A 25,238-nucleotide genomic window follows, 5' to 3' on the forward strand; every position below is an offset into this window, starting at 1 on the left:
ATGCCTGTGCAATACTTTTTGTATGCGAAAGCGCAAGAAAACATGCATCAAACTTGTGCGTGTGCACCGATCAAATCACTTTCAGCATCAAGAGAAATCACGGACGAAGATCTTATGCGAATGACTGCTAACCTGGCCCAGGGCCGCTACCAATACAGTTGCGATGGCCGAACCATGCCGGTGCATGATGACTGGCAGCTGGGGCGCGATGCAAAGGGCAATCTGGCGCTGGTCGCCCGGCGGTTGGTGGGCGACGAAGGGCACGGAATGGAAGTGCGTGCGCTGATGGCCGCGGGCCTGGTCACCGAGTGTCGCGTGTTGTGGAAAGATGAAATGGGCGAGGTTAATGCCCGCTATCGTCTCGCTCCCCGCGCCGGCGAGGTACCTGCTATGGGTTCCCCCATCGAGGCGGAGTGGGCCGGTCCCAACGGGTTGCAACAGAGTGTGCTCGACGGCGACAACCGGCTGCTGTTTCCGCTGATGCGGATTTTCATGGGGCCGCTGTTGCTGCGCCTGTGTGATATGGAGTTTGGCGTGGAAGTGGTCGCACCGGATATCGTCGACCCCTCACAGCGCGGTAAATTGTTGGCGCCCCGGGTGAATCACCGTCGCGCGGCCAGTTTGCCCGGCGATGCCAATATCCAGGGCGTTCACGATCTGGGGGCGGATATCCGCGTGTTTTCCTACCTCGGCGACGAAGCGGAGCGCGACGCGCATTGCTTCGTAGATCGGCGCGGCCTGCTGGTGGGTTACGACTGGCCGAGCAGCACCGGGCGCCTGTGGCAGGTGCGCCTGCGGGATCTGGAGTGGTCCCCGGAGCTGGTTTCCCTCTGTTGAGACGAATACGCTTCGGGCACAGATCAGGATCTGACCCGTTGCACAACTCTGGTTAATAAAGCGTGTACACTGGCACTCTGCATCTGTTCAGGAGCGCCTGTTTTGTCTGCACCGCGTCGTTATTTCCCTCTGATTCTGTTGCTGTTGTGTAGTGTCCAAATTCTGCCTCACGCTGCCGCCCAGGTGGTTGAGCCACCAAATGACGCGTTGCCACAGGAAGCAGAAGGCGGCGCCGACGAACCGGACGTCGAGCTGCTGCAGATGGACGATTCGCTGCAGAGTGAGGAGACGCGCCAGCAGAACTGTCTGCGGGAACAGCTGGTTACCGCACCCGCCAATATCACCCTGGAAGAAATGCGTATTCGCTGCAAACTGGCGGTGATACGCGACAATCCGCAAGCGGAGACCCCGCTGTTTGCCACGGTGCCGGAAGCGGAACCGCTCTCTGAAGGAGAAGTGTTGTTCAGTGAGCGCGCCAAGGCCATTCGCGAAGCGGCAGAAAACCCGTTTACTCTCGCATCCCACAAGGTCAACTACCTGTTGCCCGTCACCTACAACCCGTCGCCCAACAAGGCGGGCCTTGAAGGCGAATTGGTGAACGGCGAGCCCGTCGATCTGGATTCGATAGAGGTGCAATTCCAGCTCTCGGTGCAGGTACCGGTGTGGCGGGGATTTCTGGGTAAGGCGTCGTTCATGAGTGTCGCCTACACCAACCGCTCCTTCTGGCAAGCCTACAACTCCGACGATTCCTCACCGTTTCGCGAGACCAACCACGAGCCGGAGCTGATCATGACCTGGTTGAACGATTGGACAGTGTTCGGCTTCCAGAATGTCGCCAACCAGCTCGCCGTCAATCATCAGTCCAATGGCCGCAGCGAACCTTATTCCCGCAGTTGGAACCGTATTTACGCCAATTTGGTGTTTGAAAAGGACGAGTATTTTCTTGCGTTCAAGCCCTGGTACCGCATTCCCGAAAAGCGCGAAGACGACGACAATCCGGATCTCGAGTATTACCTGGGACACTTCGAACTCACCGGCGGCGTGGATCTGGGGCAACATGCGGTGTCGATCATGCTGCGCAACAATCTGCGCTCCGACAACAAGGGCGCGGGTGAGCTGCGCTGGAGTTTCCCCATGGGGCGGCGGGTGCGTGGCTACGTGAAGTACTTCAACGGCTACGGCGAGAGCCTGATCGACTACGATGAATCGGTACAGACCCTGGGGATTGGCTTTGAGCTGGCCCGGGGCACCGGAAGCTGAAGCGCCCTGCTGAAAATCTGCAAGGTCCAAGGATGGGATTTGACGACACCTACAAACTGAGCGCCCATGCGGTAATCACAAATGATGCCGGTGACGTGCTGCAAGTGCGCGCTACTTACGCCGACAAATCCTGGGGGCTGCCCGGCGGCGCACTGGATCTCGGTGAAACCATCCATGAGGCGCTGCACCGGGAGTGCCGTGAGGAACTCGGGCGTGACATCGTCATCGACTATCTGAGCGGCGTCTATTACCACCGCGTATACAACTCCCACGTGTTTATTTTTCGTGCACACTTTAAGGGCAATGGCGAAATTCGCCTGTCTTCCGAGCATTCCTCCTACGATTATTTCCCACTCGTCGAGTTAACCCCGGTACAGCGGGTGCGGGTAGTGGATTGCCTTCAATTCAGCGGTGAGGTGCGCAGCGCAAAATTTTGACTTGCGCTGTATTTGTGATCACAAATCCGATATGGTTCGGGTTTAGTGGAATGAGGGGGCAGATTGCCGCCGGCGCCATCTAGCGCCTTTTCCCTCCTTTTGCTTCCACCTTCTATGCTGAAAGATAAGAAGAAATGTTATGGATCTGGAAGTGACGATGCCTGATCTGGGCAACCTGAGCGAGCAGCGCCAGCCACTGGAATGCCGCGTGGCCCTGGTGAGCAGTGATCGCGAGCTGAGTAACAGTTGGGTGAGTGCGCTGAACGCCACCGCCGCGCAACACGAAAACCCCCTCGGGCTGCGGTTTGAGGCGGTGACCGTGGGGGCAGTGGAGAAGCGCCTCCTCAACGAGGACAAGCTGCAGGCACTGATCATCGATGGTGGCAGCAGTCCGGACGAGTTGAAGGATGCGGAACTGCTGGCCGATCGCATGCACGACCTCCGCGCGCAGCTGAATGTCTTCCTGGTGGCGCAAGATTCTTTCTTGAGCGACCAGGGCGGGGCGCCCGCGTCGGTACGCAAGCGCTTTGACGAGCTGTTCGATCGCCGCGAGGGCAACTTCAACCACATGTTCCGCCTGGTGCAGGCATTCATTGCCCGCCGGGCCTCCACGCCCTTTGCCGATACCCTCAAGGAATACGTGTTTTCCGCCCGCGATGCCTGGCACACCCCCGGCCACTCCGGCGGCGACAGCCTGCGCAACAGCCCGTGGGTGGGGGATTTTTACCGTTTTATGGGTGAACACGTGTTCAATACCGATCTCTCGGTATCGGTGCAGGTGCTCGACAGTCTGCTGGAGCCGCACTCGGTGATCCAGGAGGCGCAGGACCTCGCTGCCCAGGCCTTCGGTGCCGAGCACACTTTCTTTCTAACCAATGGCACATCCACCGCCAACAAGGTGGTTATCCAACAGATCCTCGGCGGCGGCGGCAAGATCATCGTTGACCAGGCCTGCCACAAGTCGGTGCACCACGCCATTGTCATGAACCGGGTGGAACCGGTCTATCTCAAGTCCACCCTGCATCCGGAATTTGGCATCTACGGCCCGGTGCGCCGCGCGGATATCGAACAGGCGCTGGATGACCATCCGGATGCGGGGCTGCTGGTCATCACCTCCTGCACCTACGACGGTCTGCGCTATGACCTGAAGCCGATCATCGACTATGCCCACGAGCGCGGTGTGAAGGTGTTGATCGACGAGGCCTGGTACGCCCACGGCTACTTCCACACCGAGCTGCGCCCCACCGCGCTCGAATGCGGGGCTGATTACGTCACCCAGAGTACCCACAAAATGCTGTCGGCCTTTTCCCAGGCGAGCATGATCCATGTGCAGGACCCGGATTTCGATGAATTCCGCTTCCGCGAGAATCTCAATATGTACGCGTCCACCAGTCCGCAGTACTCGATGATTGCGAGCCTGGATGTGGCCCGCAAACAGATGGTGATGGAAGGCTACGGCTGTCTGCGCCATTGCCTGCTCATGGTGGAAACCCTGCGCCGGGAAGTGGACGCCACCGGCGTGTTCCGCGCGCTCACCCGCGAAGACCTGATCCCGGCGCCGCTTGCCAATGACAATATCTGTCTGGACCCCACCAAGGTCACCATCGATGTCAGTGCGAGCGGTTATTCCGGTAAGGAGATCCAGGTAAAACTGTTCGACCAGTTCGGCATTCAGGTGGAAAAAACCACCTACAACACCGTTACCGTGTTGGTGACTCTTGGCAGTACCGAGAGCAAACTGCTGCGTCTGGTGCACGCACTGAAAGAGCTGGCACGCAACCCGCGTCGCCGCAGTCATATCAGCGCGTCGCGTCAGCTGCCGGAGTTCACCCAGCTGAACTGTCTGCCGGCGGATGCCTATTTCGCCGAGACCGAAGAGCTGCCGCTGATGGACAACGGCGTGGTGGCCGAGAAAAAACTGGTGGGACGCACCTGCGCCGATGAAATCGTACCCTATCCACCGGGGATTCCCGTGCTGGTGCCAGGGCAGGAAATTTCCGCGCAGATTGTGCAGTTCCTGCAGCAGCTGTTACAGGGGCAGAACACCACGGAAATTCACGGGTTGATTTTCCGCTCCGACGAGCCAATGTTGCGTGTTGTGAAGAAAAACTAAACTCTCGCGCTGATACCGCTCTCGCTATTTGGCTTCGTATCCTGACCATTTTCCGGGCTCCTCGTTAGAGGGGTCTGTTGATTTATGGTCACTTTTCTCCGTGTTTTATGACGAATCGTCAGCACTCCTGATTTTCTCGCAATCCCCTTGTATTCAATCTTGCGCCAGGCGGTAGGCGCAGCTATAGTTGCGCCCGCTAAACAAGGTGCGAATGATAATGTTTTGCGTTTAGTTGTGCGCATTGGCGCGGGTATGCCGCTCGCACATTCCGGCTTTCTCACACAATTCCATCGGAGCTGATATGTCACTGCGATCACCTGCGGCTGCCCGTTTTCTGGCGGCGTCACTTCTGTTTGTCGGTATTGCCGAGGCCAACGCCGAGCGCGCGGCGCGGCCGGGGGTAAAGGAAAACCTCGAAGAAGTGGTGGTGACCGCCACGGGTCTCTCCAAAGCGAGTTCGGCGACCAAAGCTGGTATTCCCATCATTGAATCGGCGCAGACCGTGTCTGTTATCAGCCGCGAAGAGATCGACCTGCGCGCTGCCTCCACCATCGCCGATGCCCTGTCTTACACTGCCGGTGTGCAGCCCGAGGCGTTCGGTATCGACAGCCGCACCGATGAAATTTCCGTACGCGGTTTTGGTGCCGGTGGCTTCTCTAGCAACAGCAACTTTGTCGATGGCTTGCGCCTGCCGGCCGGTGGCCAGTGGACCCGTTTCGGTTTCGATACCTTTGGCCTGCAGCAGGTGGAGGTACTGAAAGGCCCATCCAGCGTGCTCTACGGCCAGTCTGCGCCGGGCGGTATGGTGAACATGGTGACCAAGCGCGCAGATGGCAACACCACCCGTGAACTGTTGGTTCAGGGCCAGGGTTACACGGACCTGGACAATTTTTCCGGCCGCATCGCTTCCGATTTTGGCGGCAATCTGAATGAAGCCGGCACCGTCAGCGGGCGTCTCGTCACCGTCGCCGAAGACGGCGGCAGTCAGGTGAATGACGTCGACAAGAGCCGCTACTACCTGTCGCCGAGCGTGACCTGGAAACCGAGCGACGCCACTACCTGGACCCTCCTGACCCAGTATCAACGGGACGAGGGCGGCTCCACTTTTCAGTTCCTGCCGGCACTCGGTTCACTGGAGTCGTCTAACGGTCAGTACATCGAAAACGACGCGAATATTGGCGAGCCGGATTGGAACACATTTGACCGCGACCAGTTGCTGGTGGGTTCCTTCCTTGAGCACGATATCAACGACAGCCTGACCCTACGCAACAATCTGCGCTACACCCACATTGAAACGCTTTATCAGGTCACCGTGCTGTCTGGCAACACCATTGCCGATTGCTCTGCCACGGCTTTTGGCGACCAGTGTATCGACGGGCAGACCATCGGCCGCCGCGCCGTGCAGGGTGATGGCGAGAGCGACGGCTATGCCGTCGACACCCAGCTTGAGGGCCGTTTCGATACCGGCAACCTGCAGCACACCGTGCTCGGTGGCGTCGACTACTTCCATACCGAGTGGGAGCACTTCCGCGATCTGGTGAGCCTGCCGGGCCTGCCCCGCGGTCAGGTCGACCCCCTGTGGGACATCTTCAACCCCGAGTCCCGCGGCAGTGGCACCTATGTGGACAATATGAATCCGCAGGTATACAGCGCTGCGGTGAGCAAGCAGAGCGGCGTATACCTGCAGGACCAGATCAGCACCGGCAAGCTGCGTTTCAATATTGGCGGCCGCTACGACTGGACCGACGATACCAGCACCAATCTTCTGACCGGGAGCGAATTTGAGACCGAAGCGGATGCGTTCACCTGGCGCACTGGCGCGGTCTACCTGTTCGACAATGGTTTCGCGCCCTATGTAAGTTACTCGGAATCGTTTCTGCCGCAGCTGGTCGATCCGTCCAGCACTTTGAACGGCGTGCTGTTCGACCCGACCACCGGCGAGCAGATTGAGGCGGGGCTCCGTTTCCAGAGTGGCAACAATGTCTACGTAAGCCTGGGTGGTTTCGAGATAACCCAGCAGAATGTGTCCACCCCGGATCCGAACGGCGCCCTGTGCGGCAATTCCACCTGCCGCGTACAGACCGGTGAAGCGCAGGTGCGCGGAGTAGAGCTGGAAGGCCGCGCGGCGCTCGCGTCCGGCACCACCCTGATCGCCTCGGCCTCGTGCCTGGACGCCGAGGTGACCAAGTCCAACGATCCGATTGTTGGCAACACCATGCCGCAGGTGCCAGACATGCTGGCGTCGCTGTTTATCGACCACCGCATTGAGCAGGGCGCGCTGGCGGGGCTCGGATTCGGCGCCGGCGTGCGCTACACCGGTGAGAGTTTCGGCGACACCAATAACACGCTCGAAATCGGTGATTACACCCTGTTTGACCTGCTGGCCCGCTACGACTTCGGCGTGGCGCGTCCAGAACTGGATGGCGTATCCCTGTCGCTGAATGCGCGCAACCTGAACGATGAGCGCTATGTGGCAACCTGTACCGCCACCGCGGCCTGTTACTACGGCCAGGGCCGCGTGGTGACCGCGCGTCTTCAGTACCGGTGGTAACCCGCAGTAAAAGAAGCCTGACACTGCACCCTCCGTTCTGGCTGTTTAACTTCGTCGGGGATATTGCGAATTAACAAGGGAATAACCCAGTGACAGTGCTACTTCTGAGTTCAGCTGCATTGCTAATCGCGCTCGGTGCGGGGCTGTTGTACCTCGCCAGCCCGAATCAACGCATTTTTTCTTCTGTTCTGCCGGCGCGCCCTCTGTTATGGGCCGGACTGCTACTGCTGGCGCTTGCGCTGGTACTGCTGCTGCAGTATTCCGGCACCGCAACATCGGTGTTTATTCTTCTCACCGGTGTGATGTTCACGTGGACCATTCCGCCGATGGTCATTGCTTACCTTCGACACAAGCGGGAGGTGCAATCGTGAGCGCGAAACTGCCCAAAGCACAGCAGCTCTCCAGTGCCAACTGGTTCGGTAAGGCGAGTGCCGGTGTGATTGCCGGTTTTATGCTGACCCTGGCCATATGCGGATTACTGGCCCACTTCGGGCCACTCGACGTGGGGTATTTTTCCGCACAGTCGCAGATCAGCATGTGGCTGATGTCCCCGGTGTGGGGGCTGATCATGAGTTTCTGCTTTCTGTTCCGTAACGGCGTGCACGCCTGGGCCTGGTTGGGTAGTGGCAATGCGGTTCTGTGGGGGCTGCTGTTGGGCAGCCAGTATCTGGTGGGGCAGGGCGGATAATCGGGTAGAGAATCATGAAGATACGTAGCGACATTGTGCGCATGTACCGCGACATCCACAGCTGGGTGGGTATTGTCTGCGGGCTTGCACTGTTCATCGCGTTTTATGCGGGCGCCATCACCATGTTCGAAGCGCCGCTGAAGCGCTGGGCGTCACCGCCGATGCATGTTACCGAGCACACACCGCTGGAGCGAACTCCGGAACTGGTGGAAAAAGTGCTGATGGAATACCCCAAGGCCGCGCTCAATTACGACATCACACTTGCACCAGACCTGGAGCGGCCGGCGCGCATGAGCTGGAACAGTGGCCCGCGCGGTAGCGGCACCACTTACTACGCAGAACTCGCGCAAGACGGCTCCCTGCTGGTACACAGTGAGGGGCCAAGTGCGGTGGGCCAGTTAGTGGATGACCTGCACCGGCAGATCGGGATTCTGGTGGACCACGATATCGCCATGCCGATCATGGGCATCATTTCGTTTTTGTATTTTATCGCGCTGGTATCCGGTGTAATCGTGCTGCTGCCGACGCTGGTGAAAGACCTGTTCATCTTGCGTATCGGAAAAAATCTGAAACGTATGTGGTTGGACTTTCACAATGCACTCGGACTGTTCAGCCTGCCGTTCCACATCATTATGGCGCTGACTGCCGTGGTGTTTGCCTTCCACGATCAGTTCTACGATGCCCAGGGCGCACTGCTGGCAAAGAACGATCGCATCGCCATGGAGGAGCACGCAGAGCTACACCGCAACCAGGTGCCGCTGAACCCGCAGCAGATCGTGGCGCGTCTGAAAGAACAGTCGCCGGACTTTGAGCCCGTGTATATCAATTATCACTACGAGGAAGACCACGGTGTTGAGATGCGTGTGGCGGGCAGCAACCCCCGTTACGGCATGCGCGGCGCGACGTTCGGTTTTGCCGGCGTCGACGCTTACACCGGCGACCTCACCATGACCGGCTACATGCCCGGTGAGCAGGACGGCTGGTTTGCCACGGTGACCAGTTTCTTTGCACTGCACTTCGGCAACTTCGGTGGCAACCCCGTGCGTTGGGCGTACTTTCTGCTCGGGCTTGCAGGCGCGGTATTGTTCTACACCGGCAACCTGCTGTGGATCGAGACCCATCGCAAAAAGCGCCGCAAAGGGTACGAGTATCTTGATGTGCAGCAGACGCGCGCGTCGAAAATTCTGGGTGCGCTGACGGTGGGTATTTCCCTCGGCTGTATCGCCGGCATCTCTTCTACCATCGCCGCCGCCAAGGTGCTGCCACAGTGGACGGATGCAGTGGGCGCGTGGCACACCGGGATTTACTATGCCGTATTTTTCCTGTTCAGTGCCTGGGCATTCATTCGCGGTGCCGCGAGGGGGGCGGTGGAGCTACTGTGTGCATCCGCCATCGCGACACTGCTGATTCCTCTGGTGAGTCTATTTTCGGCCTTCCTCCCCGGTTTTGGTTGGAACCACGGCGGCAGCAGTTATCTGATTGATATCGTGGCTGTCATTGGTGCCGGCAGTTTGGCATTGCTCGCGCGCAAAACCCTGCAGCGGATTCACCGTGCGCCGGAATATAGCATCTGGTATGTGGGCACTGACGAGAGTGCACAGTCGGCCGGAGCAACTGAACCGGAAACTGACGCGGTGAACGTCGCTTCCAGCCCGACCTGATGGAACGACGGTATCGAGGCTGAAACGAAAAAAGCTGCGCTCGGATGAACACAGCTTTTTTGAAAGAATATCGAGATCGGGCATTACCTGCGCCGATCGGACTTCTAATGCTTCGCCAGTACCCGCACAGGTTGCTCCGCAAAAAACGGAAGCTGGCTGGCGGGATCGATCACCTCACCGTTCTGACGCAGCTCCCAGTGCAGGTGTGGGCCTGTGGCTTTGCCGGTGCTACCCACCAGACCGAGGATCTGCCCCTGATTTCGCTGAACTCGGCTCGGCCTAAGTCTCAGTTTTTGCTATCGGAGCCGCTGTGCTCTCCAATCGCGTAGCGGATGCCTCCGAGAATATGCTGCAGAAACAGTGGGTCCCGATAGCTCTCCCCGGTATGTCCGCCGGCGGTATAGAAAGCGCGCCCGCCGTCGTACTCGTGATACCAGGCGATGGGGTGATTCTCCCCGTTCTCTCCGCCCTCATAGGTGGACTCGTCGAGCTTCATCAACACCCGGATATCCGGGTTCACGGATTTGAAGTTGTACCACTCGTCAAAGCGCCGCCAGCGGTTGCCCTCCAGTTCTGCCTGCAAAAAACCGGTGGCCGGGTGCTCGAAATCCACCACCACCTTCTCCGCCTCCTGCTGTTGCGGATGGTTGGCAAAATAGGCTCCCACCAGCTTGTTGTACCAGGGCCACTCGTATTCCGTATCCGTGGCGGCATGAATTCCCACAAAGCCGCCGCCGGAACGGATGTAGTGCTCGAAGGCCTTGCGCTGGCTGTTACTGAAAATATTGCCGGTGGTATTCAGAAACACCACCGCGTCATAGCCAGCCAGTGTGTCGCTGTTGAAGAGTGCCGCGTTCTCCGAGATGTCCACCGCTAGCCCTTCTTCCAGCCCTAATTCCAGCAGGGCTTTTTTGCCAACGATAATGGACTCATGGCGCCAGCCATTGGTTTTGGAAAAGACCAGGATTCGTTTTTCCGCCGCGGTTTCTGCGGCCTGCGCAAAGGCGGGTGACAGCAGAGCGCCGATGGCCAGGGCGACGGCAGAGGGGGAGAGCCATTTATTTTTATTCGGCATTTTGGTTTCCTCGGGGCTTTCATTGCGTTCAGTAGCGCAGTCTCTCAGAATAGGGCCTTGAATTGAACATGCCTCGGGAGAAGAGTGCTTTGTGAGCCGTCGCCCGTTACAACGCTTCTGCTGGCTGGCCCTGGCCTGGTCTTCCCTGGGCCTGGCGGTGGCTGGCGCCGTCTTGCCTCTGCTGCCCACAACACCATTTCTGTTGCTGTCGGCCTGGGCTGCGGCTAAAGGTTCTCCGCGGCTGGCTCACTGGCTGGAGGAGCACCCCCGATTCGGACCGCTTCTGCACGCCTGGCGCACCCAGGGGGCTGTACCTCTCTCGGCCAAGATAACGGCGTTGGGGTTGATGGTGTTTAGCTGGCTGACGCTCTTCTGGCTCGGAGCGGGCTGGATACTGCTGGCCATGCTCGGCCTGCTGTTTGCCACCGCGGGCACCTGGCTCGCAACCCGCCCGCTGCCGGGAGAGTGAAGATCCCGCTCGTCCTTTACGATAATGTCAGGGGCCAATTAGGGCCTGAGTCACGGCTCCATTTAAACTTGCCAACTTGAAGGCAGAAGCCTTGAACAATCATGTTTAAACAGTTGTCGACATTCATCTCTCGAATAGCCTCTTTACATCGACACAGGTTACTCAGCTATGGAGCCGGGGATGTGGTCGCTCCCATGGTGGCTTGGGGCCTGTACCTGATTGCCCTGACCTGCTACTGCCTGGTTTACAAGCAAGTCCTTTTGTCCAGCCCTGTCAACTGGGCGGTGGCCTGGGATACCCTGGGTTGGGCTTGCCGGGAATGGGGGGCGTGGTTGATTCTCACCCCTGTTGCGCTCAGATTCTTGCGATGCTACACCCATGCCGGTGACAAGTCGGTCGAGCCGTGGCTGGGGGTGGCTGTGCTGCTGATTGTTGCCCTGCTGATCAGAATCAGTCTCGATCTGATGGCCAAGACAGGAGACGAAATCGCTAGTCTGGTCATTCTGTTTCCACGCTATCTGGTGGCGTCTTTGGTGGTGCTGCTGGTGTGGCGCTTCTACCTTTGCCCCAAGGCTGTCCGGCGGACTTCGACAACCCCGGACGCAAACGAGGCCACCGCATCGGAACAGTGCCCAGAGTCTATCCTGGTGAATAAAGGCAGCGGCCTAACTCTGCTGCCCATTAAACAGATCCAGTGGTTAAGCGCATCCGGCAACTATGTGGAAGTGCATTGCGAAGAAGCGAGTTATCTGGTTCGTTCAACCATGCAGCAATTACAACGAAAGCTGCCGGCAGACAGCTTCCTGCGCATTCACCGCTCTTATATCGTCAATCGGGAGGCCATCAGCCAGATCACCGCGCGATCATCGGGAGGTGGCGAGGTTCTGTTGAACAACGGGAAAACACTGGCCCTGAGCAAGAAGTTCCGCCGGGAATTGCAGCAGTTCAAGCTTCAGTAACGGGCTTTTCGGCATGCGTTTCCGCCGCCTGTCTGATGGCCTTTCGAATACGGGTATAGGTGCCACAACGGCAGATATTGGTCATGTTGTCGGAAATTTGCTGGTCCGTCGGCTGATTGATGCGCTCCAGCAGCGAAACTGCCGCCATGATCTGTCCGGCCTGGCAATAGCCGCACTGGGGGACGTCCTGATCCAGCCAGGCCTGTTGCACCGGATGTAACTGCCCTGTGGGCGCCAAGCCTTCGATGGTGCGGATCTGGCTGCCCTGCAACTGCCCGACGGGTAACAGGCATGAGCGTACTGCGGTGCCGTTAATATGTACTGTACAGGCACCGCACTGACCTATGCCGCAGCCGAACTTACTGCCGGTCAAACGCAATTTTTCGCGAAGAAACCAGAGTAACGGCATCTCCTCTTCGCCCGGGCCCACTTCGACCTCTTGCTGGTTCACGGAAAAGTGAATGGCCATAGTTAAATCCTGATGTGCTCTGAAAATGGCATGCGGCGCAAACGCAGGCCGCTGGCGGCAAAAATGGCGTTGGCCAGGGCCGCCGGCGCGGGTGGGACGGGGGGCTCGCCCACACCAGTGGGTTCCCTGTCGCTTTCGATGATTTCTGTTTCTATCTCAAGTGGCGTTTCCCCCATACGCATCCAGCGCAACTGGCCGAAATTGCGGGTCTGCACCCGGCTGTCTTCGATGACGGCTTCATTGAACAGTGCGGCATTCAAACCGTCGATAAACCCCCCTTCCATTTGCGCGCGGATATGGTTGGGGTTGACCGCAAAGCCGCAGTCAATAGCACCCCAGGCCTTTTGCAGGGAAAGCTGTTTGTTGTCATCCACATGCACCTGCAGCACAAAGGCCACATAGGTGCCGAAGGTAACGTGCCCGGCGATGCCCAGCCCTTCTCCCTTTTCCAGCTTCCGCCCCCAGCCCGCCATTTCGGCGGCGGAGCGGTAGCAACGGGCCATACGCCCTGAGTCAAGGTGGTCGGCGGCCCAGTAATCAATGGGGTGGGCTTTGGCCGGTTCCATCAGGGCCAGCCGGAACGCCAGCGGGTCGGCAGCGGCCGCATGGGCCAGCTCATCCAGCATGGATTCAATGGCAAAGGCCTGCTGCATTTGTCTTGGCCCGCGCCAGGTTCCCAGGGGAAACGGCTCGTTTCCAGCCAGGCTTTCTATCCGGCAATCCCTGACCAGGTGTGCGGGAAAATTGTGGGATTCCGCCTCACCGGCGGTTTGCGCGTGGCGCATATGCCAGCCGTGAATCCGCCCCTGTTTCACGCCGGCGCGTATCTGCACAGCCGCCGCGGGAGCGAAGAAGTCCCGCTCCATATCGTTTTCACGGGTCCAGATCACCTGGACCGGCTGGCCGACTTTGTGGCTGAGCCAGATGGCCTCGCGCAGATAATCCGCCTCGCCTTTGCGGCCGAAGCCACCGCCCATGCGCTTGTTGATGACCTCCACCTTGAGGGCGTCTATGCCGGCGATCTCCTCCACCGCCAGTGCCGCCGCGTGGGGCCATTGGTGGCCCACCACTACGGTGGCGCTGTCCTTGCGCACGTCGGCGATGCAATTGAGGGGCTCCATGCAGGCGTGGGCGAGAAAGGAGCGCTCATAGCAGTGTTCCAGGACTTTATCGGCCTGCTGCAACGCCCGCGTCACCTCGCCGTCGTCCCGCAGGTGTTTGCCCGGTTGATCGGACCGTGCCAGGGCCTTGAGGGTTTCCCTGTGCGCCTTTGAGTTCAATCCCGCGTATTGATGGGTATCTTTCCAGGTTGTTTTCAGTGCGTCTTTGCCCCGCATGGCGGCCCAGAAGCTGTCCGCGAGCACGGCGACACCGGCGGCGCGCAACTGGGTTTCTCCGTCGGGCCAATGGGGGCCACTTTCGTGTGGCATTTCCACAACCTGCCTGACGCCGGGCACCGCCAGCGCGGCCTTTTTGTCATAGCCGGCAATTTGTGCACCCATAGCCGGAGCCCTGTCTATGGCCACCCGTAGGGCATTGGCATAATTTTCATCTATACCAAACAGAGGTGCGCCGGTGACGATGTCCCTGGCGTCGATGGCCGGCTGGTTTTTGCCCATGATATGAAACTGGGCGGGCTGCTTGAGCTTCAGCTTATTGGTATCCACCTGCCGGCGCGCGGCCTTTTCGGCCAGATCCCCGTAGCTGAATTTACGACCGGTGGGGGTGTCGATTATCTGACTCAGCCTGGCCGTCAGCCGCTCCGGGCTGCAATCCCACCGCTCCGCCGCCTCTTCTATCATCATGCGTCTGATCGTCGCGCCGGCGGTGCGCAGGTAGGTCCAGTTGTTTTTCAGCGTCTGGCTGCCCCCTGTGCCTATTTGCGCGTGGTCGTAGACCAGGTCTCCCTTCCGGTTACGTGTCAGGTAGGTGGGCATATTGAGGTCGAAGCGGATCAGGGACCAGTCCAGATCCATTTCGTCTGCCAGTATCATCGGCCCCGCAGTGCGCATGAACTGCCCCATCTCCATAATGGGGGATTGCATGACAACGGAGTTGTCCCTATTGATGCTGACATACACACACCACTGGGGAGAGACCGGCTGTTGTGCACTACTGCTACGGGTGCGCAGGGGCAGGGTGACGGAAACCAGCATGGCGCCGGCTGACAGTGCCGATATTTTTAGGAAATGACGTCTGTGCGGGTTCTGCATACTCGCTCACCTGACAGGAAGGGGGGATTGGTTGGCCTGTTGAGAGTGGCTACAGCCTATAAAATCCTGGCAATTGGGATAAAGGACTGTGGGACAAGTGGACGAAATCCGTGTTGAAGGCGCGGGGAGGATCACCCAGGTGGTTTTAGGCGTCTAGTCGGCATCTGCACCCATCGGGGGAAGCGGTGCCCCCATGAGGGGGCTTGCGAAAGGAGGTCTAGGCAGAAAGGGGATTGCCCCGCTCGATGATGGTTTTCACATCCACGCCCACCGGCAGGGTACCGGTATTGCCGACGCCCTGCGCACCGAGGCGCGAGGCGATAAAGCCTTCCGCCACGGCGCTGTTGCCGGATTGCATCAGAAGGTGGCTCTGCATGGTCAGTGCGAGCTGGTCGACGATATGCCGCGCGCGGAATTCGATATCGTTGAAGTCGGCCAGCTGGTTTTTCAGTTGCGCGATAGCGCGGTCGTAGCGGAGGTCGCTGCCCTTGCTCTGTTCCAGTTCGTCGAACCAGTTGCCGAGCACTTCCGGGGTTTTGGTGATGGCGCGCAGCACGTCGAGTGCCTGGATGTTGCCGGAACCTTCCCAGATCGCATTGATTGGCGCATCGCGGTATAGCCGCGCAGTGATGAAGTTTTCGATCACGCCGTTGCCACCGAGGCATTCCATCGCCTCATAGGCGTGGTGCGGAGTGCGCTTGCAGATCCAGTATTTGCCCACTGCGGTGCCGAGGCGCATCAGCAGCTTCTGCCGCTCGCTATCCAGATGGTCCATGGCTTGGGCCATGCGCATGGTCATCGCGATGGAACCCTCTACTTCGAGTTGTAAATCGGCGAGCACGTTCTGCATCAGCGGCTGATCGATCAGGGCTTTGCCAAAGGCGCTGCGGTTTGCGGCGTGGTAGATTGCCTGCACCACCGCCTGGCGCTGGCCGCCACTGGAGCCGATCATGCAGTCGAAGCGGGTGGCGGAGACCATTTCGATAATCGCCGGTACACCGCGACCCTCTTCGCCTACCAGCCAGCCCAACGCGCCGCGCAGTTCAATTTCTGACGAGGCGTTGGAGACATTGCCGGCCTTGTTCTTGAGCCGCTGCACCTGGATTGGGTTTTTGGCGCCGTCCGGGCGCCAGCGAGGTACCAGGAAGCAACTAAGGCCGGCGTCTGTCTGCGCCAGCATCAGAAAGGCATCGCACATGGGTGCCGAGGTAAACCACTTGTGGCCGACAAGCTCGTAGCTGCCATCGCCAAGCGCTGTGGCGGTAGTGGTGTTGGCGCGCACATCAGAGCCGCCCTGTTTCTCGGTCATACCCATGCCGATGGTGAGGGCCGATTTCTCGGTGTGCGGGCGGTTGCTGGGGTCGTAGCCGCGATCGGTGATTTTGGGCAACCACTCCTTCGCCAGCGCCGGCGTCAGTTTGATTGAAGGCACTGAGGCAAAGGTCATGGTTACCGGACAGCCGTGGCCGGACTCCACCTGGCTGTGCAGATAGTACTTGGCCGCGCGCACCACATGGGCGCCGGGTTTGGGATCGGTCCAGGGCGCGGAGTGCAGCCCTTCACTCATGGCCAGCTGCATCAGCTGGTGGTAGGCGGGATGGTAGTTGACCTGATCGACACGGTTGCCCACGCGATCGTGGGGTTCGAACTCCGGTTTGTAGTGATTGGCCTGGAATCCGCGTTCGATCCACTCCGGCCGGCCGCAGATCTCGCCATAGCGCTGCAGGTCGTCTTCGCCCCAGTGGCCGCCGTTGCGGGCGACGGCGTCCCTGAGTGCGGCATCGCCGGCGTAGAGATTGTGGCCGTGCAGTGGCTTGGGCTGGTTGAGTACCGTGTGGGTACTGGCGAGGTCTGAAGGCGCTTGAGGTGCACTCATGGATCTCTCTCCGTATTGTTTTTTGCAGGCCGCAGGGCACAAGCATAGCCAGCGCGCGTGGCGTTGCGGGATATCCTAGAGGTTTGCGCCCGGTGGGGCTTGTCTTGCGGCGCCGGATTGATTGGCCACTTGCGCCAGATTTGTAAGGCACCGATCTGGCCGCAGGCCGACACATCGTCTTCGCGGTCATGCAAAGGGCTGTTCTGGCGGCGGAATCCGGTGTAAAACGCGCTCTCCCGGTGCCTGTTCTGGCGCCATTTTTATTCCGGTACCCTATCGTGCATCCAATTCTGACTGCGACCGCATTACTGGTAATCAGCAATGTATTTATGACGTTCGCCTGGTACTCCCATCTCAAGGAGCTGAGCCACAAGCCGTGGATCATCGCCGCACTGCTGAGCTGGGGAATTGCGCTGTTTGAATACCTGTTCCAGGTGCCCGCCAACCGGGTCGGCTACTCCGCGTTAAACGTGGGGCAGCTCAAGATCCTGCAGGAGGTCATCACGCTCTCGGTATTCGTGCCGTTTGCGGTCTACTACCTCAAGGAACCGCTGAAGCTCGACTATTTATGGGCCGGGCTGTGTATCCTCGGCGCGGTGTTCTTTATCTTCCGCAGTAAGTGGGCCGGTGCCTGAGGCCGGCCTGCAGGGTAAACTCCGCCCCCTCGGCACACGGCTTTCATACAACGAACAAGGAAAAAAAGATGACGGGATTTTACGTGGGCGCCTATGCAACGGCTCCGGTGACATCATCCTGGGACCCGGAGGTCCAGACCGCTTACTTCAACGGCCTCAAGGCCATCCCCGGCATCTGCGGGCTGGAGCACCCGTTCACCGGCGCGCTGCACGGACACGACGACGCCTGGTTCCTCACCAATATCGATCCGCACTGGGACTTCGTATTTACCGGCATTCCCGGGGTGATGGGGCGCCTGGGTGAGGACGCGGGCTTCGGTATCGCCTCCAGCGCAGAGGCCGGCCGCCAGGCGGCGTTGGCGTTCTACCAGGAGGCGCGACAGGCCATCCGCAAACTCAATGGCCACCTGGGGCGCCAGGCGGTCAAGGCGATGATGATCCACACCGCGCCGCGTCCGGCAGAGGGCGTTCGCCCGGATGCGGCGGCGCTGGTGGCGTCACTACAAGAGATGGTGTCCTGGGACTGGGATGGCGCCGCGCTGGTGATCGAACACTGCGATACCCGCATTGAGGGCCAGGTGCCGTCCAAAGGCTTCCTGACCATCGAAACCGAGATCGAGGCCGTCCTGGAAGTAAACCGCAATACCGGCGGCAATCTCGGCCTGTGTATCAACTGGGGCCGCTCCGCGCTGGAAACACGCAGTGTGGACGGGCCGGTACGGCACATTGAGGCGGCGCGCACTGCCGGCCTGCTGCGCGGGTTGATGTTCTCCGGCGTCTCCGGTGCCGAGGGTCCCTACGGTGCCTGGGCAGATACCCATATGCCGCCGGCAGGCGCGACGGGCGCCTTCGAGCCCAGCTCCCTGCTCAACGAAGCGGAATTCCGCCGCTGTGTGGAAGCTGCAGACCCACAGGCGCTGGATTACATGGGTATCAAGATCGGCGTGCGCCCCGAGACCCTGACGACAGAACAGCGCCTAGCCTACATCGAGAGCGCGCTGGGCATGCTGCAGCGCGCTGTCGGTTGAGCGTCTCGCGAATCCCTTGCCTCAAATAAAAAGCGGGCATTGCGCCCGCTTGTTCAGAATCGCGCGAGTTCGTCCCGCAGGTCCTGCCCCAGATCGTCCGACCCGGTGATCCACACGCTTTTATCCGCACCGGGAAACACCCCGATTTCGATGCCATCTTTGTCCAGCCCCGGGAGCCAGCGGCTCAGGAACTGGGGCAGGGGGATACCGCGGGGCTTCAAATCGCTGTCGTCTGCGGCGTAATCCCCGGCAAATGCGGCGCTCGGCCACACTGGCAGGTATTCGAACTCCCCTTGGTCTTCCGCATGCAGCTTGAGGAAGTGTTCCTCGCTGTTGACCAGAATCCACACCTCCCGCTCCTCGCCAACGGCGTCGAGAAAGTATTCGTAGCGGGCTTCGCAGTCCAGATCGAGGATCGCGTTCAGGTCGTCGTTGTTCATTGTTTGGATAACTCTCAGCTCCGGGTTAATGGGGCAAGGTTACGCTACTCCGGGGGCTCGTCCCAATGCTTTCTCTGGCGGACAAATGCCGCACGGAGCCCCGGCAGCGGCTCTCGCGTCTGCTAGTCTGGCTAGATCGGGTCAGCCGGATTTCCTCTGGTTCTGGCCGTCAAACCTTCTTCCCCCGAATGTTTCATTCAAAAACCTGTCGCGACCTGCGAGGAGAGCACGATGCCGACGATCACCACGAAAGATGGCGCTGAAATTTTTTACAAGGATTGGGGCTCAGGGCAGCCCATTGTGTTTCACCACGGCTGGCCACTGAGCAGTGACGACTGGGATGCCCAAATGTTGTTTTTCGTGCGTCAGGGGTTTCGTGTCGTCGCCCATGATCGCCGCGGCCACGGCCGCTCCAGTCAGATTGCCAGCGGGCACGACATGGACCACTACATCATGGATGTCGCCGCGGTCACCGAGCACCTGGGGTTGGCGGACGCCATTCATATCGGCCACTCCACCGGAGGCGGCGAGGCGGCGGGCTATGTGGCGCGTTTTGGTCGGGGCAGGGTAGACAAGCTGGTGATGATCGGCGCCGTACCGCCGATCATGCTGAAAAGCGACAGCAACCCGGAGGGCACGCCGATTGAGGTATTCGATGACTTCCGTAAACAACTCGCGGCCGACCGCGCGCAGTTTTACCTCGATGTTGCCAGCGGTCCCTTCTACGGGTTCAACCGCAAAGGCGCGGAGATTTCCGAGGGCGCCATACGCAACTGGTGGCGCCAGGGAATGATGGGCAGCACGCTGGCGCATTACGAAGGAATCAAAGCCTTCTCGGAAACTGACTTCACCGAAGACCTGAAAAAAATCGAAGTGCCCACGCTGGTGATGCATGGCGACGACGATCAGGTGGTGCCGATCAAGGCCTCCGGAATCAAATCCGCGGAAATTCTTAAGGATGCCACCCTCAAGGTGTACAAAGGCTACCCCCACGGCATGGCGACCATCCACGCGGATGAAATCAACAACGACATATTGAAATTCATCCAGGCGTGAGCAGTGCGTCGAGCTAGAACGTCGGGTGTGGGGGGACGAGATATTCGCGCCGTGCTCTGAATCAATAGGACCTGGTCAAAAAGGTTGTATTTTTCACTGTAGACAAGGTCTCCCCCCTAAAGTGAAAGGTCAATTCTGTCTTCGGCAATGTCAGGTCGCGCGCGCACACGCGGTAGGGAAACCAATAGGCACTGTCTTCCGCGAGGTCGATTTTCCGCGGGCCAAACAGGCGGAACTCGCCTTCCCCGCTAATTGACACATCCACAAAGCGCTGAGTCTCGCTGTATCCCTCCACCTTGACCTGATACACGTTACACACCGTGTGCTGATCCACCTGCCGGAACATCGCGCCGCGGTCGCGCCTGATTTCCACCAGCAACTGGGTAGTCTGGGTGAAGCCGTACAAGACCGCGGTAAAGGCCAGCAGCATTACCGCGGCATAGCCGGCCAGGCGCGGGCGAAGGAAGCGGGAATTTTCGCCTTGCAGCTGCGCCTCGGAGGCGAAGCGGATGAGTCCCGCGGGGCGTTCGAGTTTTGACATAACCTTGTCGCACGCATCGATGCACGCGGCGCAGTCGATACATGCGGCCTGCAGGCCATCGCGAATATCGATACCGGCGGGGCACACCTGCACACAGAGCCCGCAGTCGACGCAGTCACCACTGTTGTCGCTTCCTTTGCGCAGGTTCGCGCGGGGTTCGCCGCGGCGCGCGTCGTAACTGACGGTCAGTGTATGTTCGTCGAACATCACGCCCTGGAATCGCGCGTAGGGGCAGGCGTGCAGGCAGATTTTCTCGCGTACCAGCCCGGCATTCAGATAGGTTAGCCCTGCCATGATCAGGATCCAGCCGGAGACCGCCGCCGACAATTCGAATTGCACCGCGGCAGACAGGATCTCGCGCACGGGCACGAAATAGCCGGTGAAGGTGATGGCGGTAGCGAGGGCGAGCAGTATCCAAAGCAGGTGTTTGAGCAGCCGGCGGAGCATGATGTGCAGGCCAAGTGGCGCGCCGGCCTGCCGGGCTCTCTTGTCCGCCCGGCCTTCGGTCAGATCCTCAACGCGGATGAACAGCCAGGTCCAGATACTCTGCGGACACGCGAAGCCGCACCACACGCGCCCCCAGGCCACCGCGAGAAAAAACAGCAGGGCGGCACTGGCGATCAGCAATCCCGCCAGCAGGGACAGGTCGCGCCACGACAGCGCGTGGCCGAAGAGGATGATCCGGTGCTGTTCAAACGAAAACAGCAACCAGGGCTGGCCGTCGAACTGCACCCACACCAGCCCGAAGTACAGCGCGAGCAGAGGCCAGCTGATCAGGCGCCGCACATTCTGGAAGTAGCCTTCCGTCAGTCGCACATGAAACTTGCCATCGCGGGTGGGTGGTGGGGCGGAGTGCAGGGCAACCGGTTCCTGAACAACGGGAATTTTTTCCATGACAACTCATCCGCGCAGATTTAGACGGCGGCAGACTACGCCGGCCCGCCCGATAGGTGCAGGCATAAAAAAATAAAATACAATGGGTACAGATTGAGGGGCTGGAGTTGAGTGGGTGACACAGGAATTTCGCTACCAGCAGCTGGAGGCGTGGTTGTTGCAGGGCATCGAGGAGCAGCGCTGGCGGCAGGGAGAGCGCTTGCCCTCGATTCGGACCCTGTGCCGGGAGCACAAGCTCTCCAAGGCCACCGTGCAGCACGCGCTGCAGCGGCTGGAGGTACAGGGCCAGGTTGAGGCGCGGCCCAAGGCGGGCTATTTCGTATCCCTGCAAGCGCCTGCGGTAAACAGACCCGTTAGCCGAGCCCGCATCGAGGCGCCGCGGCCGGTAACGGTCAGTGAACTGCTGCAGGACATCATGCGCCGCAGTGCGGCCTTCGATCTGCTGCCACAGCATTCACCCGGCGATCTGCCCCCCGGTATCGTCGCCCTCAACCGCGCCATCGGGCGCTCGCTCAGGCGGCAAAGCGGCCAGGATTTCCAGTACTACGATGAACCCGCCGGCAACGTCGCGCTGCGCGAGCAGCTCGCGCTGCACATGGCCCGGCGGGGATGGCCGTGCGAGCCGGATGCGCTGTGCATTACCTCGGGCTGTCAGCACGCGTTGTTTCTCGCCCTGATGGCCTGCTGCACTCGTGGTGATGTGGTGGCGGTAGAGTCGCCGGGATTTTACGGCGTAATGCAGATCATCGAGCAGCTGGGACTGCAGGTGGTCGAAGTGCCGGCTTCGCTCGAAACCGGAATGGATATCGATGCGCTGGAAGATGTTTTGCAGCGCTGGAAGGTGCGCGCGTGCGTTGTCTCTCCCGCATTCGCCACCCCCGGTGGCGCATTGATGCCGGAATCGTCCAAGCGCCGGCTGCTGGCCCTGGCGGAGTCTTATGATCTGGCTGTTATCGAAGACGACATCTATGCCGATACCGCACTGGGGGCCGTCCCCGATCCGCTCAAAGCGCTGGACAGGGATCAGCGGGTAATCCTTTGCAGCTCCTTCTCGAAATGCCTCTCCCGGGATCTGCGGATCGGATGGGTTTCCGGTGCCCGCTGGCACGCGCGCATCCTCCACCTGAAACTGGTGACGCAGTTGTCCAGCAGCCAGTTTGTGCAGCGCGGCCTGGCGGAGTTCATGGCCGACGGCAGCTTCACCGCGCATTTGCGCCGGCTGCGGACAGAATTGCGAACTCAACGAGACCGCCTGCTGCAATTGCTGAACGACTGGCCGGGAAGTATCCGGGTGAGTAAGCCACAAGGAGGCCTGGCGGTTTGGGTGGAACTGCCCAGCGGGGAGGATACGCTCGCGCTCTACGCCAAAGCATTGCAACAGCAGGTGGTGATCACGCCCGGTCCATTGTTTTCGGCATCGGGGCAATTCAGAAACTGTATGCGCATCAGTTTTGCCCACCCGTGGAATCCGCTGAGAGAGCAGGCGCTCAGTCGGCTGGCGGCGTTATGCGCCTTGAGTCCATAGTGTTGTGGCCGTGATTCAGATCGCGGCCAGAAAACCGCCGAGCAGCAGAGTCAGGGCAATGGTGAGTAGCCCCTGGATGATCGCAATAAGAATACCCTTCAGAAAACCGGTGCCTAGCACCAGCATGTAGGCGATGGCAGCGAGTGGAATCGTGAGCAGTAATCCGAGCTCTGCGCTGACACCGGGAATTAACGCACCCACAAAATGCTGAATGATCACCGCCAGCAGCAGCGCGAAAAGGCAGGAAAAGACACCAGTATTGCGCGCGCCCAACATGCCGGCCGCTATTTTCAGCGGCAATACCAAAAGCGCCACGACAATGATCAGGAGGATCAAAAATTCCATTCAGGCTCCGCGTTGTTTGTCGTTGATTGGAAATTAAGGAGCTCAGACTATAGCGCGGTGTTGTTGATTTGGCATTTTCCAGTCATTGCGATGTTTTTCGCGCTCCATGGTTGGTGCCGAGATATCGAGACCTTGTGAGCGGAATGTGAAACAACGCGCAAACGGCGATGTTTTTGGGGGGCGCGGCAGTGGCGCAGGCGAGGAGCGGAGGAGCCGGTGAACGCCAGTACCAGAAACTCCCTTGCAGGATGAAAAATACGTCTACGCTTACTTAGGAACGGTAGACATCAGGAGTGCTGATATGGCATCGATGGAACAAATCGAGATGGATAAACACCGCAAATCCCTGGACCGGGATGTCTCGCATCTCGTGGATAAATATCTCAAGGCGATGGAGTGGGATATCCCCGATGTGGATGAGCCCGCCGCGCGGCAAATGATCCTCGATGAAATCAAGCGGGAAGTCGGGCGCATCGAATCCCAGCACTGATTCGACACGGCGCGGTTGCCGGTGGCCCGGCGGCCGCCCTTCCACCAGCATCGGAAGTCCACCAAATCGCCCCCGTTTGGGGGCGAAAGACGACTTGCCGTGGTTAGGCCACGCGACCTGCAGGCTGTACGGCATTCCGGTTACTACCATCTGCCAAGATGCTGCTCAGGCCGTTATCCACGGCGTAGACACCACCACCCTGAATGGCCAGCGCCACGGTTGCCGCCAGCAGCGCCAGCGCGAATTCATAACCGTTGTTGGACATGAACAAGCCGTTGTCGATATGAGTGCTGAAAATCGCCACCACCATGGTGAAGGCACTGACGGCGGCTGCCGGCCGGGTCAGCAGGCCGAACACCAACGCCAGGCCGCCAAAGAATTCCGCACTGCCCGCCAGCAGGGCCATCAGGTACCCCGGCTCCAGGCCAATGCTCGCCATCCACTGCCCAGTGCCCTCTAGCCCGTAGCCTCCAAACCAACCAAACAGCTTCTGGGCGCCGTGCGCGGCGAGGATGATACCGACCGGCACGCGCAGGGCCAGGGCGCCCAGTCCGGCGTTCGAGTTCAAAATCTTGTTGATCACTTGAGTGTTCATAACCGTTCTCCACATTGTTGGGTTTGGGCGTGGTGTAGGAACCTCACCAGCTTGAGATGCAGTCTAATGGCAACATTTCTGCATATAAATATGCGTTCTGTTGATCTATTATCAATAAAATATTGGCAATATGGCCGGGAATATCCCATGGACCGGATTAGCGCGTTGAACGCTTTCGTGGCAGTTGCAGACGAGGGTGGCTTCAGTAAGGCCGCGGACAAGCTGAATTTGTCGAATCAGCTGGTGAGCAAGTACGTGTCGCAGTTGGAGGAGCATCTCAAAGTGCGCCTGTTCAATCGCACCACGCGGCGTGTACGCCTGACGGAGGAGGGGGCGCAGTGCTATCAGTTTGCCCAGCAAATCTTGGAAAGCCTGGCGGACATGGAGAGCCAGTTGGGCGAGATGCAGAGCGAGGCGCAGGGACATCTGCGCATCAGCGCCCCGGTCACCTTTGCTACCCGCCACCTGGCGCCGTTGATTGGGGACTTTAAGAAAGCGCACCCGGCCGTTGGTATGGAACTGCAGCTCAACGACCGCAAGGTGGACGTGGTAGAGGAGGGGTTCGATGTGGCGCTGCGCATCGGTAAGCTGAAGAACTCGTCGTTCATTGCCCGGCGCCTGGCACCGATACGGCTGGTAGTGTGTGCATCCCCGGACTATCTGGCGCGGGAGGGCGTACCCGAAACTCCGGAGGATTTACGCCCGGAGCACTACCTGCGCTATAGCTATCTGGAACCCGACCCCGCCGAGTCACGACTGATGCTCGCGCTGAAAAGAAATAGTGCAGCCACTGCCGCAAGCCTGGCGAGCAACAACGGCGAAATCCTCATGCAGGCCGCCATTGCCGGACAGGGCTATGTATTGCAGCCAACGTTTATCGTCGGCGACGCGATCAAAGCGGGCAAACTCCGCGCCATTCTGCGGACGTTCGAGCCGGAGCCTCTCGGGCTTTACGCCGTCTATCCACACAGGAAACTGCTGGCGACAAAGCTCAAAGTATTTATCGAATTCATCAGCAGCTATTTTGGTGACCCGCCGTACTGGGATGACTTTGAGTGATGGCTGCCCCTGCATCGACTCA

At 59.6% G+C, this 25,238-nt stretch carries 25 protein-coding genes; 16 read left to right on the plus strand and 9 right to left on the minus strand.

The annotated features are described in order from the left end of the window. Window positions 1-114 precede the first annotated feature (114 nt). The 8 genes from FDY93_RS11840 to FDY93_RS11875 all read left to right on the plus strand — a co-directional run bounded on the left by FDY93_RS11840 (window position 115) and on the right by FDY93_RS11875 (window position 9,547). On the plus strand, window positions 115-837 hold the full coding sequence (locus FDY93_RS11840; protein WP_246068562.1) for a hypothetical protein: 723 nt from the start codon (window positions 115-117) through the stop codon (window positions 835-837). 102 nt (window positions 838-939) lie between these two features. Continuing rightward, window positions 940-2,097, plus strand: coding sequence for a phospholipase A (locus FDY93_RS11845; protein WP_246068563.1), 1,158 nt, complete (start codon window positions 940-942; stop codon window positions 2,095-2,097). 32 nt (window positions 2,098-2,129) lie between these two features. Then, window positions 2,130-2,534, plus strand: coding sequence for an NUDIX hydrolase (locus FDY93_RS11850; protein WP_138235949.1), 405 nt, complete (start codon window positions 2,130-2,132; stop codon window positions 2,532-2,534). Between the two features lie 139 nt (window positions 2,535-2,673). Next, window positions 2,674-4,647, plus strand: coding sequence for an aminotransferase class I/II-fold pyridoxal phosphate-dependent enzyme (locus FDY93_RS11855; protein ID WP_138235950.1), 1,974 nt, complete (start codon window positions 2,674-2,676; stop codon window positions 4,645-4,647). 301 nt (window positions 4,648-4,948) lie between these two features. Further along, window positions 4,949-7,198, plus strand: coding sequence for a TonB-dependent siderophore receptor (locus FDY93_RS11860; RefSeq protein ID WP_138235951.1), 2,250 nt, complete (start codon window positions 4,949-4,951; stop codon window positions 7,196-7,198). An 89-nt stretch (window positions 7,199-7,287) separates the two neighbouring features. Next, the gene (locus FDY93_RS11865) at window positions 7,288-7,569 is read left to right on the plus strand and encodes a hypothetical protein (protein ID WP_138235952.1); all 282 of its coding nucleotides are present in this window, start codon (window positions 7,288-7,290) and stop codon (window positions 7,567-7,569) included. Further along, window positions 7,566-7,886 carry a hypothetical protein gene (locus tag FDY93_RS11870; protein ID WP_220446180.1) on the plus strand — a complete coding sequence of 107 codons (321 nt, stop codon included), beginning with the start codon at window positions 7,566-7,568 and terminating at the stop codon, window positions 7,884-7,886. Before FDY93_RS11865 ends, FDY93_RS11870 begins: the two co-directional genes overlap by 4 nt. A gap of 14 nt (window positions 7,887-7,900) precedes the next feature. Next, window positions 7,901-9,547: a PepSY-associated TM helix domain-containing protein gene (locus FDY93_RS11875; RefSeq protein WP_138235953.1), complete on the plus strand. Its 1,647-nt coding sequence runs from the start codon at window positions 7,901-7,903 to the stop codon at window positions 9,545-9,547. Between the two features lie 104 nt (window positions 9,548-9,651). Here the strand turns inward: FDY93_RS11875 and FDY93_RS19865 are convergent, their stop codons facing one another. Next, complete coding sequence (locus tag FDY93_RS19865) at window positions 9,652-9,837, minus strand: M23 family metallopeptidase (RefSeq protein WP_138236006.1); 186 nt, start codon at window positions 9,835-9,837, stop codon at window positions 9,652-9,654. Further along, window positions 9,834-10,622, minus strand: coding sequence for a ThuA domain-containing protein (locus tag FDY93_RS11885; RefSeq protein ID WP_138235954.1), 789 nt, complete (start codon window positions 10,620-10,622; stop codon window positions 9,834-9,836). Before FDY93_RS11885 ends, FDY93_RS19865 begins: the two co-directional genes overlap by 4 nt. 91 nt (window positions 10,623-10,713) lie before the next feature. Here FDY93_RS11885 and FDY93_RS11890 point away from each other — a divergent pair, with 91 nt between their 5' ends. Beyond that, window positions 10,714-11,091, plus strand: a complete 378-nt coding sequence (locus tag FDY93_RS11890; RefSeq protein WP_138235955.1) for a YbaN family protein — start codon at window positions 10,714-10,716, stop codon at window positions 11,089-11,091. A 101-nt stretch (window positions 11,092-11,192) separates the two neighbouring features. Next, window positions 11,193-12,050: a LytR/AlgR family response regulator transcription factor gene (locus tag FDY93_RS11895; protein WP_138235956.1), complete on the plus strand. Its 858-nt coding sequence runs from the start codon at window positions 11,193-11,195 to the stop codon at window positions 12,048-12,050. Here the strand turns inward: FDY93_RS11895 and FDY93_RS11900 are convergent. The 3 genes from FDY93_RS11900 to FDY93_RS11910 all read right to left on the minus strand — a co-directional run bounded on the left by FDY93_RS11900 (window position 12,037) and on the right by FDY93_RS11910 (window position 16,608). Beyond that, entirely contained in the window at window positions 12,037-12,519 is a 483-nt protein-coding gene (locus FDY93_RS11900; protein WP_138235957.1) for a (2Fe-2S)-binding protein, read from the minus strand. The two genes, FDY93_RS11895 and FDY93_RS11900, sit on opposite strands and share 14 nt — an antisense overlap. A gap of 2 nt (window positions 12,520-12,521) precedes the next feature. Further along, the gene (locus FDY93_RS11905) at window positions 12,522-14,732 is read right to left on the minus strand and encodes a xanthine dehydrogenase family protein molybdopterin-binding subunit (RefSeq protein WP_138235958.1); all 2,211 of its coding nucleotides are present in this window, start codon (window positions 14,730-14,732) and stop codon (window positions 12,522-12,524) included. 217 nt (window positions 14,733-14,949) lie between these two features. Continuing rightward, on the minus strand, window positions 14,950-16,608 hold the full coding sequence (locus FDY93_RS11910) for an acyl-CoA dehydrogenase family protein (RefSeq protein ID WP_138235959.1): 1,659 nt from the start codon (window positions 16,606-16,608) through the stop codon (window positions 14,950-14,952). Window positions 16,609-16,886: 278 nt separating this feature from the next. Between FDY93_RS11910 and FDY93_RS11915 the strand changes: the two genes are divergently transcribed. Then, on the plus strand, window positions 16,887-17,243 hold the full coding sequence (locus FDY93_RS11915) for a DMT family protein (RefSeq protein WP_166214937.1): 357 nt from the start codon (window positions 16,887-16,889) through the stop codon (window positions 17,241-17,243). Window positions 17,244-17,311: 68 nt separating this feature from the next. After that, the gene (locus tag FDY93_RS11920; RefSeq protein ID WP_138235961.1) at window positions 17,312-18,271 is read left to right on the plus strand and encodes a DUF4862 family protein; all 960 of its coding nucleotides are present in this window, start codon (window positions 17,312-17,314) and stop codon (window positions 18,269-18,271) included. A gap of 53 nt (window positions 18,272-18,324) precedes the next feature. Here FDY93_RS11920 and FDY93_RS11925 read toward each other — a convergent pair whose 3' ends face one another. After that, window positions 18,325-18,711 carry a DUF2750 domain-containing protein gene (locus FDY93_RS11925; RefSeq protein WP_138235962.1) on the minus strand — a complete coding sequence of 129 codons (387 nt, stop codon included), beginning with the start codon at window positions 18,709-18,711 and terminating at the stop codon, window positions 18,325-18,327. 231 nt (window positions 18,712-18,942) lie between these two features. On the opposite strand from FDY93_RS11925, the gene FDY93_RS11930 reads away from it, so the two are divergent. Further along, a complete protein-coding gene (locus tag FDY93_RS11930) occupies window positions 18,943-19,767 on the plus strand; it encodes an alpha/beta fold hydrolase (RefSeq protein WP_138235963.1) in 825 nt (274 codons plus the stop codon). 61 nt (window positions 19,768-19,828) lie between these two features. Here FDY93_RS11930 and ccoG read toward each other — a convergent pair whose 3' ends face one another. Next, entirely contained in the window at window positions 19,829-21,202 is a 1,374-nt protein-coding gene (gene ccoG, locus FDY93_RS11935; protein WP_138235964.1) for a cytochrome c oxidase accessory protein CcoG, read from the minus strand. Window positions 21,203-21,317: 115 nt separating this feature from the next. Between ccoG and FDY93_RS11940 the strand changes: the two genes are divergently transcribed. Then, on the plus strand, window positions 21,318-22,727 hold the full coding sequence (locus tag FDY93_RS11940) for an aminotransferase-like domain-containing protein (protein ID WP_138235965.1): 1,410 nt from the start codon (window positions 21,318-21,320) through the stop codon (window positions 22,725-22,727). 15 nt (window positions 22,728-22,742) lie between these two features. Here the strand turns inward: FDY93_RS11940 and FDY93_RS11945 are convergent, their stop codons facing one another. After that, a complete protein-coding gene (locus tag FDY93_RS11945) occupies window positions 22,743-23,072 on the minus strand; it encodes a hypothetical protein (protein WP_138235966.1) in 330 nt (109 codons plus the stop codon). Between the two features lie 301 nt (window positions 23,073-23,373). Between FDY93_RS11945 and FDY93_RS11950 the strand changes: the two genes are divergently transcribed. Beyond that, window positions 23,374-23,562 carry a BRCT domain-containing protein gene (locus FDY93_RS11950; RefSeq protein WP_138235967.1) on the plus strand — a complete coding sequence of 63 codons (189 nt, stop codon included), beginning with the start codon at window positions 23,374-23,376 and terminating at the stop codon, window positions 23,560-23,562. A 103-nt stretch (window positions 23,563-23,665) separates the two neighbouring features. On the opposite strand, the gene FDY93_RS11955 is transcribed toward FDY93_RS11950, so the two are convergent. Next, the gene (locus FDY93_RS11955; RefSeq protein WP_138235968.1) at window positions 23,666-24,157 is read right to left on the minus strand and encodes a DoxX family protein; all 492 of its coding nucleotides are present in this window, start codon (window positions 24,155-24,157) and stop codon (window positions 23,666-23,668) included. A 147-nt stretch (window positions 24,158-24,304) separates the two neighbouring features. Here FDY93_RS11955 and FDY93_RS11960 point away from each other — a divergent pair, with 147 nt between their 5' ends. Further along, complete coding sequence (locus FDY93_RS11960; protein ID WP_138235969.1) at window positions 24,305-25,216, plus strand: LysR family transcriptional regulator; 912 nt, start codon at window positions 24,305-24,307, stop codon at window positions 25,214-25,216. The last annotated feature ends 22 nt before the right edge of the window (window positions 25,217-25,238 follow it).

Origin of the sequence: Microbulbifer harenosus, from assembly GCF_005771435.1 — a bacterium.
Taxonomy (GTDB): domain Bacteria; phylum Pseudomonadota; class Gammaproteobacteria; order Pseudomonadales; family Cellvibrionaceae; genus Microbulbifer; species Microbulbifer harenosus.